General features: G+C 56.8%; 14 protein-coding genes. All 14 read left to right on the forward strand.

The window, feature by feature from the left end:
- The first annotated feature begins 27 nt into the window (after positions 1 to 27).
- The 14 genes from PCH01S_RS00250 to PCH01S_RS00315 all read left to right on the forward strand — a co-directional run bounded on the left by PCH01S_RS00250 (position 28) and on the right by PCH01S_RS00315 (position 14678).
- The gene (locus PCH01S_RS00250) at positions 28 to 597 is read left to right on the forward strand and encodes a GNAT family N-acetyltransferase (RefSeq protein ID WP_042225715.1); all 570 of its coding nucleotides are present in this window, start codon (positions 28 to 30) and stop codon (positions 595 to 597) included.
- 17 nt (positions 598 to 614) lie between these two features.
- Positions 615 to 2258 (forward strand): ABC transporter substrate-binding protein, encoded by a 1644-nt coding sequence (locus tag PCH01S_RS00255; RefSeq protein WP_042225717.1) that lies wholly within the window; start codon positions 615 to 617, stop codon positions 2256 to 2258.
- A gap of 15 nt (positions 2259 to 2273) precedes the next feature.
- On the forward strand, positions 2274 to 3686 hold the full coding sequence (locus tag PCH01S_RS00260) for an amidohydrolase (protein WP_042225719.1): 1413 nt from the start codon (positions 2274 to 2276) through the stop codon (positions 3684 to 3686).
- A 139-nt stretch (positions 3687 to 3825) separates the two neighbouring features.
- Positions 3826 to 4836: an ABC transporter ATP-binding protein gene (locus tag PCH01S_RS00265; RefSeq protein WP_042225720.1), complete on the forward strand. Its 1011-nt coding sequence runs from the start codon at positions 3826 to 3828 to the stop codon at positions 4834 to 4836.
- A complete protein-coding gene (locus tag PCH01S_RS00270) occupies positions 4833 to 5858 on the forward strand; it encodes an ABC transporter ATP-binding protein (RefSeq protein ID WP_042225721.1) in 1026 nt (341 codons plus the stop codon). Before PCH01S_RS00265 ends, PCH01S_RS00270 begins: the two co-directional genes overlap by 4 nt.
- 44 nt (positions 5859 to 5902) lie before the next feature.
- Positions 5903 to 6856 (forward strand): ABC transporter permease, encoded by a 954-nt coding sequence (locus PCH01S_RS00275; RefSeq protein ID WP_042225724.1) that lies wholly within the window; start codon positions 5903 to 5905, stop codon positions 6854 to 6856.
- A gap of 12 nt (positions 6857 to 6868) precedes the next feature.
- A complete protein-coding gene (gene opp4C, locus PCH01S_RS00280; RefSeq protein ID WP_042225725.1) occupies positions 6869 to 7783 on the forward strand; it encodes an oligopeptide ABC transporter permease in 915 nt (304 codons plus the stop codon).
- A 216-nt stretch (positions 7784 to 7999) separates the two neighbouring features.
- A complete protein-coding gene (locus PCH01S_RS00285) occupies positions 8000 to 8725 on the forward strand; it encodes a response regulator transcription factor (RefSeq protein WP_042225727.1) in 726 nt (241 codons plus the stop codon).
- Positions 8722 to 9777: a sensor histidine kinase gene (locus PCH01S_RS00290; RefSeq protein WP_042225729.1), complete on the forward strand. Its 1056-nt coding sequence runs from the start codon at positions 8722 to 8724 to the stop codon at positions 9775 to 9777. The genes PCH01S_RS00285 and PCH01S_RS00290 overlap by 4 nt, the downstream gene beginning before the upstream one ends.
- Positions 9778 to 9859: 82 nt before the next feature.
- Complete coding sequence (locus PCH01S_RS00295) at positions 9860 to 10780, forward strand: ABC transporter ATP-binding protein (RefSeq protein ID WP_042225731.1); 921 nt, start codon at positions 9860 to 9862, stop codon at positions 10778 to 10780.
- Positions 10773 to 11507: an ABC transporter permease gene (locus PCH01S_RS00300; RefSeq protein WP_042225732.1), complete on the forward strand. Its 735-nt coding sequence runs from the start codon at positions 10773 to 10775 to the stop codon at positions 11505 to 11507. The genes PCH01S_RS00295 and PCH01S_RS00300 overlap by 8 nt, the downstream gene beginning before the upstream one ends.
- Positions 11508 to 11522: 15 nt before the next feature.
- A complete protein-coding gene (locus PCH01S_RS00305; protein ID WP_042225734.1) occupies positions 11523 to 12350 on the forward strand; it encodes an undecaprenyl-diphosphate phosphatase in 828 nt (275 codons plus the stop codon).
- Positions 12351 to 12456: 106 nt separating this feature from the next.
- The gene (locus PCH01S_RS00310) at positions 12457 to 13416 is read left to right on the forward strand and encodes an alpha/beta fold hydrolase (protein ID WP_042225736.1); all 960 of its coding nucleotides are present in this window, start codon (positions 12457 to 12459) and stop codon (positions 13414 to 13416) included.
- 149 nt (positions 13417 to 13565) lie between these two features.
- On the forward strand, positions 13566 to 14678 hold the full coding sequence (locus tag PCH01S_RS00315) for a DUF3626 domain-containing protein (protein ID WP_042225738.1): 1113 nt from the start codon (positions 13566 to 13568) through the stop codon (positions 14676 to 14678).
- The last annotated feature ends 57 nt before the right edge of the window (positions 14679 to 14735 follow it).

A 14735-nucleotide genomic window follows, 5' to 3' on the forward strand; every position in this document is an offset into this window, starting at 1 on the left:
AGAGGTTCTTAAGGCGAGGTGACGACAATGGGAGAAATTTTCCGGCTGGCGGGAGAAAACGACACCGGACAGCTTTTAACGCTTATCGAGGGGGCTTATCAGTCTATCCGGGACCTGAACATCGACTTCAGGGCGACCCGGGCCGATTACGACTTCGTTCGGACGAACAGCGTGGAGAATGCGTGCTACGTTCTGGAGCGAGACCGACGGATAAGCGCAACCCTCTCGGTGAAATACATGGAAGAAGTATCCGTGTATCCGTTCTTGTTTATGTTAGCCGTTCATCCGGCGGAGCAGTCCCGAGGGGTGGGCAGCCGTCTTCTCCGATACGTGGAGGAAAAAATCGTGCGGGATACGCTTTTGTCGCCCGCTTCGACGCTCGCAACGTCCCGTAAGCATCCGTGGCTTCTTCCCTTTTACGAGCGGAAAGGCTACCAGCCCTTCTACGAGAGGGATCTCGGGACCGACGACAAACTCGTTTTCATGATCAAAAACCTTCGGAGCGAGTCCGGCACGAACGGTGAAGACTCCGCCCATTCGTCCGGCGAGGCGGGAGCAGAGCCGTATTCTTTTCCCGGAGATTTAAAGAAAATTTGAAGTGGAGGCATGTTACGGTGAAAAAAAGACATCGGATTACTTGGCTAATTGTACTGGCCGCATTCATGACCGGTTTATCGGCCTGCGGGGCGCCTGCCGCCTCTCCGGCATCGTCGCCGAATCCGGGGGGAGAACCCGGCAAAGGAGCTAACACCGGCGAAAAGACCGTGTACATCGGCATTGTGAACGCACCGATTACACTCAGCCAGATTAACGATCAAGGCGACTCCGCCTCGGACAACGTGATCGCGCTCCTCAACGATTCGCTGCTGAATTTGAACGAGAAATTCGAATTTACTCCGAAGCTCGCGGAGTCCGTGGAGACGAAAGACAATCAAACCTTTGTCGTGAAGCTGAATCCATCTGCGAAATGGAATGACGGTAAACCTTTTACGACGGCCGATGTCGCTTTTACGCTCCAGACCGCTCTGCACCCGAAAGTCGAGACGTACTTTAAGCTGAATTTTATCGAAGGGCTGAACAATGCGGGCAAGCTGGAGGAAGGGAAAACGGAAATCAGCGGCCTCAAAATCATAGACGATCGCACATTCGAAGTGCGGACGAAGACACCGGTCGATCCGCTTCTTTTCAAAGAACGGTTCGGAACGAAAGTATTTTTCCTGCCGAAGCACATCCTGAAAGACGTTCCCCCCGAACAGATCGCGACTCACCCTTACTTTCAGAAACCCGAAGTCACGATCGGGGCGTTCAAATTCGCCAATTTCGTAAAAGGCCAGTATGCGGAAGTGGTCAAAAACCCGAACTATTATTTGCCGCCGGCCAAACTCGACAAAATCTTTATTAAAGTGCTTCCGGCTGCCAATTTGGTGGCGCAGCTTCAAACGGGCGAAATTCATATGAATTCGCTGCCTGTCGGTCTTATACCGATCACGGAATACGAGAAAGTCAAGGCGCTGCCGAACGTGGAACTTACGACGAGCAATCCTTCCATTCCGCCCGAACTCTTCTTCAACACGGCTAATATCGGCGATGCCCGCGTGCGCCAGGCCGTCGCTTATGCGATCAACCGCAAGCTTATTGTCGATCAGCTTCTGAAAGGCCAAGGCGAAGTGATTGACGGCGGCATTCCGAGCTATCACCCCAATTTCAACAAAGACATCCAGACATACCCCTACGATCCGGAAAAGGCGAAAAAGCTGCTCCAGGAGGCGAAATGGGACATCAACAAGCCTATCCGATTCCTGATTCCGGTGGGCAATAAAGTGCGCGAGCAGGCGGCGGATATTCTTGCCCAGAATTTGCAGGCCGTCGGTTTGAAGGTTGAGGTTCAGAAGTATGACTTTGCCACGCTGATCCAGAAGGTGCGCAAAAAAGAGTTTGACCTTACTATTTTCAACCGGGACTTTTATATCGAACCGAGCTCGTATTTCACTTTGTACAAAAGCGACAGCGCGAGCAATTACTACAGCTACAACAATCCGAAGGTAGATGAGCTGATTACGAAAGGGGAGACGGAATCCGATCCGGCGAAGCGGCGGCAGATCTACAACGAGCTGCAGGCGGTCATCCATGAGGATGTGCCTACGCTCGCGGTTTACTCGGAGAAGCGTCTGCTTGCCGTATCCAAAGACGTTCTCGTCGGAAGACCCCGAGATATCGGGATGTACAACAATACGAACGAGTGGGATTTGAAAAAATAGAAAGGCGTGAGGGAGATGGGAAAGCGGGACTTGGTAGAGTGGCTGGACAGCCATGCGGAAAAATTCGAAGAGCTTGCGCTGAGGATCTGGGAACAGCCTGAAGTCGCTTATACGGAGACGTACGCCTCGAAACTGCAAGCCGCCGTGCTGCGGGAAGCGGGATTCACGCTCCGTTCCGGTATCGGGGGCGCCGCCACGGCATTCGTTGCCGAGTTCGGCAGCGGAAAACCCGTCATCGGCATCCTCGGGGAATACGACGCGCTGCCCGGCTTGTCGCAGAAGGTGAGCGCCGAACGGGAAGCCCTCGTTCCGGGCGGGCCCGGACACGGATGCGGACATAACTTGCTCGGCACAGCCGGCGTGGCCGCCGCCGTTGCTTTGAGCCGCCGCATCCGCGAAGAGAAGCTCCCGGGTACGATCCGGTATTACGGCTGCCCGGCCGAAGAGGTCATCTCGGGCAAGACGTTCATGGCCCGGGAAGGCGTGTTCGATGACCTGGACACGGCGCTCACGTGGCATCCCGGCAGCACCAACATGCCGTGGAACGTGCCGACGTCGGCACTTACGTCCGTCGAGTTTTCTTTCAAAGGCCGGGCGTCCCATGCGGGAAGCTTCCCGCATTTGGGCCGCAGCGCACTGGATGCGGTGGAGCTGACGAACGTCGGCGCCAATTATTTGCGGGAGCACGTGGTGGACGGTTCGCGGATTCAGTACACGATCACGAACGGCGGACAGGCTCCGAATATCGTGCCGGAAGACGCGAGTGTCTGGTATTTCCTGCGGGGCTCCGGCCGGGATCACGTCGACGAGCTGCTCCGGCGTCTTCAGAATATCGCCCGCGGAGCCGCTCTGATGACGGAAACCGAGGTGACGTGGGAGATTAAGGCGGGCGCCTACGATCTGAACGTCAACCATACGCTCAACGATCTGCTTTACCGGCAGAGGGACGAGGCGGGCCCGCTTTCGTTCACGGACGAAGATATCCGTCTGGCCGCCGCCCTTGCGGATACGCTGCCTCCCGATATCCGGGAATCGGCGCTTAAGCGGGGGGAAGAGCTGGGGCTTCCCGCCGGGGAACTGTTGCCGGCCGGGTTCGTGAACGTGAAGCCCGCGCCCAAAACCTACGGCGGAGGCTCGACGGACGTCGGCGACGTCTCGTGGATTACGCCGGTCGGGCAGATCATTACCACGTGCGCGCCGTTTGGCGTGCAGGTGCATACGTGGCAGGCGACGGCGTCCTTCGGCTCGCCGATCGGCCTCAAAGGCATGCACCTTGCCTCCAAGCTCCTGGCGCTTGCGGCCTACGAGCTGCTGACGGACGGCGGGGTACTGCTTGCCGAGGCCAGGGCGGAGTTCCTGCGCGCCACGAACGGCCGCAGGTATGTGCCTGGGATCCCAAGTGACGTTCAAGCGCCGGTGCTTGTTTAGGCCCGCTAGGCGCTGCGCAAGACGTACGGGTGCGGCTGTTCCGCCGTATGCGATTGACCGCCGTTTTGCGGCGCAGCCGGTACCGCGGGAAGTTCCTGCCGCGGTACCGGCAACATTTTAATAGAGGAGAGGTGAATGTATGCTGCCCGTGCTGGAAATCCATCGTCTTCAGACCGTTTTCAAGACGGGACAAGAAGAAGTAACGGCCGTAGATGAAGTCAGTTTTCAGCTTCTGCCCGGCGAAACGGTCGGGATTGTCGGCGAGTCCGGCAGCGGCAAAAGCGTGACGGCCCTTTCGGTCATGAGACTGCTGGGCAGAAGCGGACGCATCAAGCAAGGGGACATCCTCTTCCAGGGAAGCAACTTGGCGCTGTCGTCGGATCTGGAGCTGAGACAGCTTCGGGGACGGGACATGTCGATGATTTTCCAGGAGCCGATGAGTTCGCTTAATCCGGTTTTTACGATCGGAGAACAGCTTCTGGAGGTCATCCGCCGGCACATGGATTTCTCCCGTAAAGAAGCGCGGGCTTATGCCATAGAAATGCTCGGAAAAGTAGGACTTCCCCGCGCCGAAGTCCTGATGAAATCGTACCCTCACGCATTGTCCGGCGGCATGCGCCAGAGGGTGATGATTGCGATGGCGCTCGCCTGCAAGCCGAAGCTGCTCATCGCTGACGAGCCGACTACGGCGCTGGATGTGACCATCCAGGCTCAAATTCTGGAGCTGATGAAGCAGCTTCGCGAAGAGAGCGGGGCCGCCATTCTGCTGATCACGCACGATCTGGGTGTCGTCGCCGAGATGGCGGACCGGGTCGTAGTGATGTATGCGGGCCAAATTGTGGAGGAGGCGGATGTTTTTACGCTGTTCCGCGAGCCGCTGCATCCGTATACAAGAGGACTGCTTGGCTCCATGCCCAGAATTAGCGGAGACGGCGGACAACTGGAGGCGATCCCGGGGACGGTGCCTTCCCTGAACCGCATGCCGGAAGGCTGCCGGTTTCATGCCCGGTGCGCGTGGGCTTCCGCCGTGTGCACGCAAGAGCAGCCGGAACTGACCGCTCTGGAGGGAGGCCGCCGGGTCCGGTGCTGGGTGTCCCAGGTGGAGGGCAGGCTGCCCGAAAAGCCGGGCCGCAAGGAGGCCGCTTTATGAGCGGCCGTCCTGAAGTTCCTGCGGCGGACGATGCGCCTCTCCTTCAGGTCGAGCATCTTAAAACGTACTATCCCGTCAAAAGCGGCATCTTCTCGCGAACGACAGGTTTCATCCGGGCAGTGGACGATGTAAGCCTGACTATCCGCAAAGGGGAGACGCTGGGCCTTGTGGGAGAATCCGGCTGCGGCAAATCGACGATCGGCCGTTCTATCGTGCGGCTGGAAAACCCGACTTCGGGGCGGATTCTTTTTCGGGACGAGGATATTACGACCAAGACCCGGAGGCAATTAAAGCCGGTAAGGACGCGGCTGCAAATTATTTTCCAAGATCCGTACTCCTCCCTGAATCCCCGCAAAAGAGTAAGCGAGCTGCTGTCCGAGCCGTTTATCGCCCACAAGCTTGCGGATAAAAAAGACATTCCCGCGCGTGTCGGCCGTCTCCTGGAACTGGTAGGGCTGCCCCGTGGTTCGGGCAACCGGTTCCCGCATGAGTTCTCGGGAGGGCAGCGGCAGAGAATCGGCATCGCCAGAGCGATTTCGTTCGAACCGGAGCTGATCGTGTGCGATGAACCGGTTTCCGCGCTCGACGTGTCGATCCAGGCCCAGATCCTGAACCTGCTCGGCGATTTGCAGAGGGAATTGAAGCTGACTTATTTGTTCATCGCTCACGGGATAGGGGCGGTCAAGTACATCAGCACCCGGATCGCGGTCATGTATCTGGGCAAAATCGTTGAAATCGGAAACAAAGAGGAACTGTTCCGGAATCCGAAGCATCCGTATACCCGGATTTTACTGAATGCTTATCCGCCGCCGGACCCGGAAGCGCGTTCTGCGGGCCGGATCTTGATCCGCGGCGATGTGCCGAGTCCGGAACATCCCCCGTCCGGATGCCGGTTTCATACACGCTGCCCGTATGTCCGGGACTTGTGCAGAACGGCCGAGCCGCCGCTGGGCGCCGAAGCTCACGCCGCCGCCTGTCATTTTCCGCTGGATGAACCGTCTGGCCTCCCTGTTCTGAAATAAGCTGATAAATAGTCGGCGGAAAGAGAAAGGAGGAAATCCCGCTTATGCTTCCGTATGCGATCCGGCGGATTCTGATTGCGGTTCCCGTTTTATTCGGCATCACGGTCATTAATTTCTTCCTGATCAACATGGCTCCGGGCAATCCGGTCGATATGCTTATCGATCCGACGATGCCCAAGGAGCTGCTCGACGCGCGCAAAGAACTGCTGGGCCTTAACGATCCACTGTGGATGCAGTATGCCAAGTGGCTCGGCGGCCTGCTGCGCGGAGAACTGGGGTATTCGTTCAGCTCTTACGCCCCCGTAAGCACTTTGATCGCCGAAAGACTGGGGCCTACGCTGGGGCTTGCGGCGGCATCGCTGGCTCTCGGTCTGCTGATCGCCGTTCCCGTCGGCATTATTAGCGCGGTCCGGCAAAATACGAAATTTGATTATTTCATGACGGGCCTGTCCTTTATCGGGACCTCGATCCCGCAGTTTTTTTTCGGACTCAGCCTGATTTATATTTTTGCCGTCCAGTTAAGAATTTTGCCGACGGGAGGCATGTACACGCTGGGAGCCGGCGGGGGTGCCTGGGATCTGATCCGCCATATGATTCTTCCGGTCTTTGTGCTCGGCGTTTTTATCGCGGGCAAGAAGGTCCGGTACGTGAGGGCGAGCATGCTTGACGTGCTGAAGCAGGATTATTTGCGGACCGCCCGGGCCAAAGGGCTGCATCCTTTTATCGTCACGAACAAGCATGCCCTCCGGAACGCGCTGATCCCGATGATTACCGTCATCGCGATGGAAATTCCTCTTCTGCTCGGAGGGAGCATTCTGATCGAGCAAATTTTCCAGTGGCCGGGGATCGGCCAGTTGACCATTCAATCGATCCTTTCCAGAGATTATCCCACCCTCATGGGGCTGAATCTGGCGGCGGCTTGTATCGTTCTGGCAACGAATTTGTTGACCGATCTTCTGTACTCCGCAGCGGATCCGCGCATTCGTTACAATGGATAGGAGGTGGAAGCTGTGGCGTTGACCGAATGGAAACTGGGCGAAACGAATTTCCGCAGCGACACGGCAGAGAGTGAAGCCGAGCCCGATTCGCCGCGGCCGTGGCGGCAAGCTTTACGGAAGTTCAGGCGGCATAAGCTGGCCGCAGCCGGATCAGTCGTGACTCTGCTGCTGATCGCCGCGGCTCTGCTTGCTCCGGCTATCGTCCCGTATGATCCGAAGGAAGTGACGGGCGTCTTCTCGGCTGCCCCTTCCGCGGAGCATTGGCTGGGTACGGACCAGGTCGGCCGCGATGTATTCAGCCGATTGGTTTATGCGACCCGCGTTTCACTGATCGTCGGTTTCGCTTCGGTATTTCTGTATGTGACTTTCGGGACACTGGTCGGTCTGGTTTCGGGTTACTTCGGAGGCTGGCTGGATATGGCGATCATGCGGATAACGGACATGTTCATGGCGTTCCCGTTTCTTATGGTCATCTTGGTCGTCGTGGCCGTACTGGGCTCGGACATGCGCACGATCATTCTCGTTCTGGCTTTATTCTCGTGGCCGGGCGTCGCACGTCTGGTCAGGGGAAGCGTCCTGACGATCAAGCGGCTCGATTATGTCAGGGCAGGCATAGCCTTAGGCTACGGCACACCCCGTATCCTGCTGCAGCATGTCCTTCCGAACGCGGCCGGCCCCGTTATCGTCCAAGCTACGTTCGGTGTTGCTTCCGCCATTATGAGCGAGGCGGGACTCAGTTTCCTGGGCATGGGCGTCCAGCCGCCGACCGCCAGTTGGGGCAATATGCTCACGGACGCCCAGTCCCTGACGGTGCTGACGGAGCAGCCCTGGCTTTGGATTCCGCCGGGTGCGATGATTCTGCTCGTCGTTCTGAGCATAAACTTTGTCGGGGACGGACTGCGCGATGCCCTGGATTCCCAGCCGTAATCGAATATTTCCGCACGAGCCTCTTTTCCCGTCCCTGGCGGGATGAGAGGTTTTTTGAGAATGTGCGCTGCCGTCCGCTTCCCGAGTTTCGGAGAAAAGGGGTTTTGCGTTTCTTTTTGCGGATCTGTATATGGGCCGGTTTATTGGCTTTTAAAGGAGATTTCGGTAAACTGAGTGTACAAGAAGAGGCAAAATTGTTGCGGAGCAGGTGCACGGATGACGGGAATTCACATTCTTATTGCAGACGACGAGAAAGAAATCAGGGAGCTGCTGAAGACGTATCTGGAAAGAGAAACTTACGTGGCGGACACGGCTCATAACGGGGAAGAAGCGCTCCGGCTTGCGGAGGAACGCACCTATAGTTTAATCGTGCTGGATCTGATGATGCCGAAAGTGGACGGAATCGAGGTGTGCAGAAGACTTCGACAGACGTCGAACGTGCCGATCCTCATGCTGACGGCCAAAGACCAGGAAGTGGATAAATTAGTCGGACTGAGCATCGGAGCCGACGATTACATCACCAAGCCGTTCAGTATCCACGAGGTGATCGCGAGAATCAAGGCGCATTTACGGAGGTACAAAGTGCTGGGCAGCGAAAACAGCGAGAATAGCGAGAATAGTCCCGCAGCGGAAAAGGCTCTGACGTCCGGCGGCTTGAAACTGGACCTCAAGACATTCACGATGTCCAAAGACGGGGAAGAAATCGCGTTAACGGCTAAAGAATTTGAACTGCTGAAATTTTTTATGACACATCCCGAACAAGTTTTCACCAAAACCCAGATTTTCCGCCAGGTCTGGAACAGCGATTATCTGGAAGACGATAATACCGTCATGGTCCATATCCGCAAGCTGCGGAAAAAAATCGAGGAAGATCCGTCCGATCCGAAAAGAATCGTAACGGTCTGGGGGATCGGCTACAAATTCGCGGGTGAGAGACTATGAAAAGAGATCCCGTTAAGCTGCTGGGCGCGATCCATTTGATTTTACTGGCGGCCCTGGCCGGGCTTACGGCAGTCGGCACTCCGAGCGCATTGACGAACGGGGTGCTGTTTGCCGCGCTTTTTGCGTCCGCGGCGGGGCTGCTCATCTCCAGATTCCGTTATACCGCCAGACTCCGGGACGTTAACCGTCAATTGGCGAGGGCGCTTGCAGGAAACGTGAACACCCGGGTTTTGGCGAACGACGATCCGGCTCTAAACGAAGTCATTTTCTCGGTCAATGAATTGATCGGACAGCTCGATAAGCTCCAGGTTTATACGATCAAAACCGAAACGGGCCGCAAAAGGTTCCTCTCGAATATTTCGCACGATATCCGCACTCCGCTGACGTCCATCATCGGCTACATCGACGCTTTGAGAGACGGCGTGGCGGGAAGCGAGGAACAGAAGCGGCAGTATTTGGATGTGCTGGCCCGTAAATCGGGGGTCTTGAAGAAGCTGATCGATGAAGTATTTCTGCTGGCCAAGCTGGACGCGGACGAGATCCGGCTTCAACCCGCCAGGCTTGATCTCGCCGAAACCGTGCGCGAAGCCGTAATCGAGTTCCTGCCGGAACTGCATCAAGCGGGTCTGGAGCTGGTTCTGCAGCTCCCCGAGGAAGCTTGTCCCGTTGTCGCGGACCGGGTCAGTCTTCTGCGGATGCTGAATAATCTGATTCAAAACGCCGTCAAACACGGAGGAGACGGGAATAAGCTCGGCCTGGAACTGTCCTTCGCCCAGGGGAAGTACTGCCTGACGGTCTGGGACAACGGAGCGGGTATTCCCGCAGAGGAGCTCAGCCTCGTTTTTGATCGGATGTACAGGACGGATGCGTCGAGAAGCCGGGCCGGCGGCGGGAGCGGTCTGGGGCTGGCAATTACGAAAGCCCTTGCCGAGAAGCATGGAGGAACGCTGGGGGCGGACAGCGAGCCGGGCGTACGGACCGCTTTTTACCTGACACTGCCGGAAACGGGCAAGGGGCTTCAGCCGGCGGCCGACATTTTAAGAAACAATTAAGAACTTGTTAAGAGGCATTTAAATTCGGCTGCTTATCCTGAATACGGACAGAGAAAAGAACCATACGGAGCAGGAGGGAACCATGAGCGCCATTATCCGAACAACGGGTTTGACCAAAACTTACGGAGACCAGAAAGCGGTGGACCGCTTGGATCTGACCGTGGGGCAGGGACAGATTTACGGCTTCCTGGGACGCAACGGGGCGGGGAAAACGACCACCATCCGGATGCTGCTGGGATTGATTAAACCCACGGAAGGACAGATCGAATTATTCGGTGAAAATTTGTTCAAACACAAACGAAATCTTTTAAGAAGAATCGGTTCGATCGTCGAACATTCAGGCTTTTACGAAAATTTGACCGGAGCGGAAAATCTCCTGATCAACGCGAGGCTGATGGGGGTCCACAAGAAGACGGCGATTCAGGACGCGCTTGAAATCGTCAGCCTCCACCAGGAGCCGAAAAAACTCGTCGGACAGTATTCGATGGGCATGAAGCAGCGTCTCGGCATAGCGAGAGCCGTCCTGCATCATCCCGAGCTTCTCATTCTGGACGAGCCGACGAACGGTCTCGATCCCATCGGGATCAAAGAAATCCGGAGGCTGATCAAATCGCTCGCCGAGGAAAGGAAAATGACGATTCTCATTTCCAGCCACATTTTGCCCGAAATCGAGCAGTTGGCCGATCAGATAGGAATTGTTCACCAGGGACGACTTCTGGAGGAAGTTTCCTTCGAAGAACTGCGGAAACGCAACCGCAAACATTTGGAGTTTCAAGTGTCGGACGATAACAAGGCGGCCATGCTGCTGGAAAAAGAGCTGGACATTCACGATTACGAAGTCCGGGGTGAAGGCAAAATCCGCGTCTATTCCCATATCGGCCGTCAAGCGGCTCTGAACCGGTTGTTCGTGGAGAACGGCATCGATGTGTCCCGCCTTACGATCAGTGAAGACAGGCTTGAGGATTATTTCATCAAGCTGATAGGAGGCGGAACGATTGGTTAATCTGCTGTATACCGAACTGCTGAAATTAAAACGCGCGAAAATGTTCCTGGTCAGCGTCATTGGAGCCGCTGCCGCGCCCGTCCTTATGTTTATCGGATTTCTCAACATGAAAAGCGAAAAACCGGACACATCCGTCACGTACGAAATCTCCTTCTACAACACGAATATGTATGTGCTGCTGCTCAGCGGGACTCTGCTGTACGGCGTCATAACCGCTTACTTGTTCAACCGGGAATACGTGGAGGATACGCTCAAAAATCTGCTGACCATTCCCGTTTCGCGCACGAGCCTGCTTTTCAGCAAACTGCTTATGCTGCTGATCTGGATCGCCCTGCTGACGCTGATATCCTGGGGATTTACGTTCGTATTTGGACTGATCGGCGGATTCGACGGGCTTACGATCGACGTTATCCTGTATTCGCTGGGCCGGTACCTGATCGGGGCGGTCCTGCTCTTTCTGCTGTCGACCCCTTCGATTTTCGTTACGTTCTGGTTCAAAAATTATGTGCCGACGATTATTTTCACGGCCATTGCCACTATGACGAACGTAGCTCTTGTAGATAAGAAGTACAGCGCACTGTTTCCGTGGTCGGCGGTTCACGTCGTCGCCAACAAAGCGTATGTGCCCGAATATCCGGTTCTGTACTCTGTCCTTGCCATTCTGGCTGCGTCTATCGCCGGATTGGCGGCAACGATTATTTATTTTAACAAATCGGATATTCAATAAAAGGAGCATGCGGCTATGAATCTATGGGAAGCTTTTGCGGCGTTTATACTCGGACTGGTCGAAGGGCTTACGGAGTTTGCCCCGGTTTCTTCCACCGGCCATATGATTATCGTGGATGATGCCTGGTTTCAGACCAAGGATTTGTTTACTCCACAGGCGGCCAATACCTTCAAGGTCGTCATTCAGCTCGGTTCCATCCTGGCCGTAGTCGTCCTCATGCGGGACCGTTTTATGAACCTGTTCGGCCTGAAAAAACTGCCGGGCCAGGACGAAGGAGGCCCGCGCCTCAACCTTCTTCAAGTCATCGTGGGACTTATTCCTTTCGGCGTTCTGGGCGTTCTCTTCGAAGATTATATCGACGAGTATCTGTTTTCCACACGTACGGTCGTCATCGGGCTTGTACTCGGAGCCGTTCTGATGCTGATTGCGGAATGGCGGCGGCCGGTCGTCCCCAAGACCGATACGGTGGACCGGCTGACGTATAAACAAGCGCTGGGCATGGGCTTGTTCCAGTGCCTTGCCATGTGGCCGGGCTTCTCCCGTTCGGGTTCCACGATATCCGGGGGAGTGCTTCTGGGGCTGAGCCACAGGGCGGCGGCCGATTTTACGTTTATTATGGCCGTTCCTATCATGGCGGGCGCAAGCTTTTTGAAGCTGCTCAAAAGCTGGGACTCGATTCCGGCGGAGGCCATCCCTTTTTTCGCCGTCGGCTTTGTAAGCGCCTTTCTGTTTGGCCTGATTTCCATCCGCTTCTTCCTGAAGCTGATCAACCGGATCAAGCTCGTTCCGTTCGCGATATACCGGCTCGTGCTGGCGGCGGTCATTTACATCGTGCTGCTTTAGACGGCTAAAATTGTGGTTGTTTTTTGTTTCAACCGGGTGATATGATCAAGGTAGATTAGGAACAAAACTCCAATTATACATATACAAGAAGGAAGGAAAGTTCAAAATGCCGTTAATTGATCTGCCATTGGAAAAGCTGAAAGAGTACCAGGGAAGAAATCCGCGTCCGACGGACTTTGACGAGTACTGGGCGCGCGCACTGGCCGAACTGGATTCCGTAGACCCTCAGGTGGAGCTGGTTCCGTCGGACTTTAAGGTCCCTTACGCCGAGTGCTTCGACCTGTATTTTACCGGTGTAAAAGGGGCCCGGATTCACGCCAAATACGTGAAACCGAAATCGGACGGCAAACCGCATCCGGCGGTTCTTCAGTTTCACGGCTATACCGGCCATGCCGGAGACTGGCTGGAGCGGCTTCCGTACGCCGCGCTCGGCTATTCGGTAGCGGCGCTGGACGTACGCGGTCAGGGCGGGAAGTCGCAGGATATCGGCGGGATTGCGGGCAATACGCATAATGGTCACATTATCCGCGGACTGGATGAGCATCCTGACGAGCTGCTGTTCCGCCATGTTTTCCTGGATACGGTCCGTCTGGCGCGGATCGTGATGGATTTCGAGGAAGTGGACGGCAGCCGCGTCGCCACGATGGGCGGATCGCAGGGCGGTGCGCTGGCGCTCGCTTGCGCGGCACTGGAGCCGCGTATCCGCAAGGTCGCGGCCAACTTCCCGTTTCTGAGCGACTACAAGCGCGTCTGGGAAATGGATCTGGCCAAGGACGCTTACGCGGAGCTGCGTACGTACTTCCGTTTCTTCGATCCCCAGCACAAGCGGGAAGACGAAGTGTTCTACAAGCTGGGCTATATCGACATTCAGCATCTGGCTTCCCGGATTACGGCGGATATTTTGTTCGGCATCGGCCTGATGGATACCGTATGCCCGCCGTCCACGCAGTATGCGGTGCTTAACAAATTGAAGGCGCCGGTACAGCTGGAAATCTACCCCGATTTTGCTCACGAGGGACTTCCGGGCATGGGCGATAAACAATTTATGTTTCTGCAGCAGCTATAAAACGACCGCAAAGGCCGGGGGATTTATCCTTTGGCCTTTGTCGTGTTTCCGGCCTATAATCTGTAATAAGTCAGACATAATCACGGATGCATGAGGATGTTTGCCGGAAATGAGGTATCATCAAAGAAAAATGCGGAGGGGGATTCGCGATGATGGAGCTTAAACGCTGCCAGGAGCGGGCACTGAAGTCCGTAGAGTCTAAAGCAGCCGCGGCGGAGCCGCATGCGAGGAAGAAGGCGGCCCGGATTTTGCGGGAGGCCGCTTACGACGTTATGTCCGCGGACGATCTGTGCGCAGCAGTTTTGGCCCGCTCCCGCGTCACGCTGAATTTTCACCCGGACCGGCTCATCGCGGGCGGCCTTACCGTTGCGGAAGGGCTGCTGCGGGACGGCGAATACCGGAGCCAGTTCGAAACGCGCATCTCCAGCGGCGGCCTGAGCGCTTATCCGGGCGGGGACCGCGACCGCTGGGAGCGAAGCCTGTTCGCGGGCGCATATCAGGCGGAGGGCGCAGAGCCGTGCGACAGGCCGAAATACGGCGCGCTGAACGTGATGCGCTACGCGGACGGAGCGTCCCCGCGCTTTGGGTCCTGCCATTTCCGGCTGAAAGCCGGCGTCCTGGACCGGTGCACGTTTACCTGCGGGGACAGTCATGCGCAGCCGGAACATGCGGGCACCCGCAAGGTGTTTATGCCGGTACTGGCGGCCCTGCTCGAAGAGGTGCGGACCACGGGCTCGGCGCTCGCTTCGGATGTGCCGGGAGCGGGAGCGTTTGCAGCCCGCTGTCTGAGCGCAGCGGAGCCTGACGGCAAAGACGGGCTGCCCGGTCCCGGTGCCTCCGGCGGAATAGGCCGCGCCCTCGACGCCTACGTCGAAGCGCAGATACACGGGGCGATCCGCCTGGAGTCCGACGTGGCCGCGCTCGTCGCGGACCCGTCCTTTCAAGGCACCGCCACCGGCGCGCAGCTTGACGCGCTCAGCGAGGCTTACGGCATTCCGCTCTATTGGCATCCCGGCTTCCGGCTTGCCGCCGGATCGGTGCCGGAAGATTTCCGCGGACCCGTTATGCCTCCGCTTGCGCGGCGAGTCGTTTCGTCCTACGGGACGGAGGGGGCGTCCCCGGACGCGTTCGATGCGGCCGCGATCGGCAGAGCCGCGGCCAGCCTGCATCGTCAGCCGGAATCGTGGGCGGACTTCGGGACCCCGGACGAGGTGCTTCAATATTTGAAGCAGCTTTGGCACGTGCTCGTCCGCTACGGCTGAACGGCGGGTGGGGTGGTTACTTCATCGCGGTAATGCAATCTCGCATTAAACCGATAG

This window comes from Paenibacillus chitinolyticus NBRC 15660 (assembly GCF_000739915.1).
GTDB classification, from domain to species: Bacteria; Bacillota; Bacilli; order Paenibacillales; family NBRC-103111; genus Paenibacillus_F; species Paenibacillus_F chitinolyticus.

Bases quoted from the DNA above. Each gene is read 5' to 3' on its own strand.
- PCH01S_RS00250 (WP_042225715.1), top strand. From the start codon at position 28: ATGGGAGAAATTTTCCGGCTGGCGGGAGAAAACGACACCGGACAGCTT.
- PCH01S_RS00260 (WP_042225719.1), top strand. From the start codon at position 2,274: ATGGGAAAGCGGGACTTGGTAGAGTGGCTGGACAGCCATGCGGAAAAA.
- PCH01S_RS00265 (WP_042225720.1), top strand. From the start codon at position 3,826: ATGCTGCCCGTGCTGGAAATCCATCGTCTTCAGACCGTTTTCAAGACG.
- PCH01S_RS00270 (WP_042225721.1), top strand. From the start codon at position 4,833: ATGAGCGGCCGTCCTGAAGTTCCTGCGGCGGACGATGCGCCTCTCCTT.
- PCH01S_RS00275 (WP_042225724.1), top strand. From the start codon at position 5,903: ATGCTTCCGTATGCGATCCGGCGGATTCTGATTGCGGTTCCCGTTTTA.
- PCH01S_RS00285 (WP_042225727.1), top strand. From the start codon at position 8,000: ATGACGGGAATTCACATTCTTATTGCAGACGACGAGAAAGAAATCAGG.
- PCH01S_RS00290 (WP_042225729.1), top strand. From the start codon at position 8,722: ATGAAAAGAGATCCCGTTAAGCTGCTGGGCGCGATCCATTTGATTTTA.
- PCH01S_RS00295 (WP_042225731.1), top strand. From the start codon at position 9,860: ATGAGCGCCATTATCCGAACAACGGGTTTGACCAAAACTTACGGAGAC.
- PCH01S_RS00305 (WP_042225734.1), top strand. From the start codon at position 11,523: ATGAATCTATGGGAAGCTTTTGCGGCGTTTATACTCGGACTGGTCGAA.
- PCH01S_RS00310 (WP_042225736.1), top strand. From the start codon at position 12,457: ATGCCGTTAATTGATCTGCCATTGGAAAAGCTGAAAGAGTACCAGGGA.
- PCH01S_RS00315 (WP_042225738.1), top strand. From the start codon at position 13,566: ATGATGGAGCTTAAACGCTGCCAGGAGCGGGCACTGAAGTCCGTAGAG.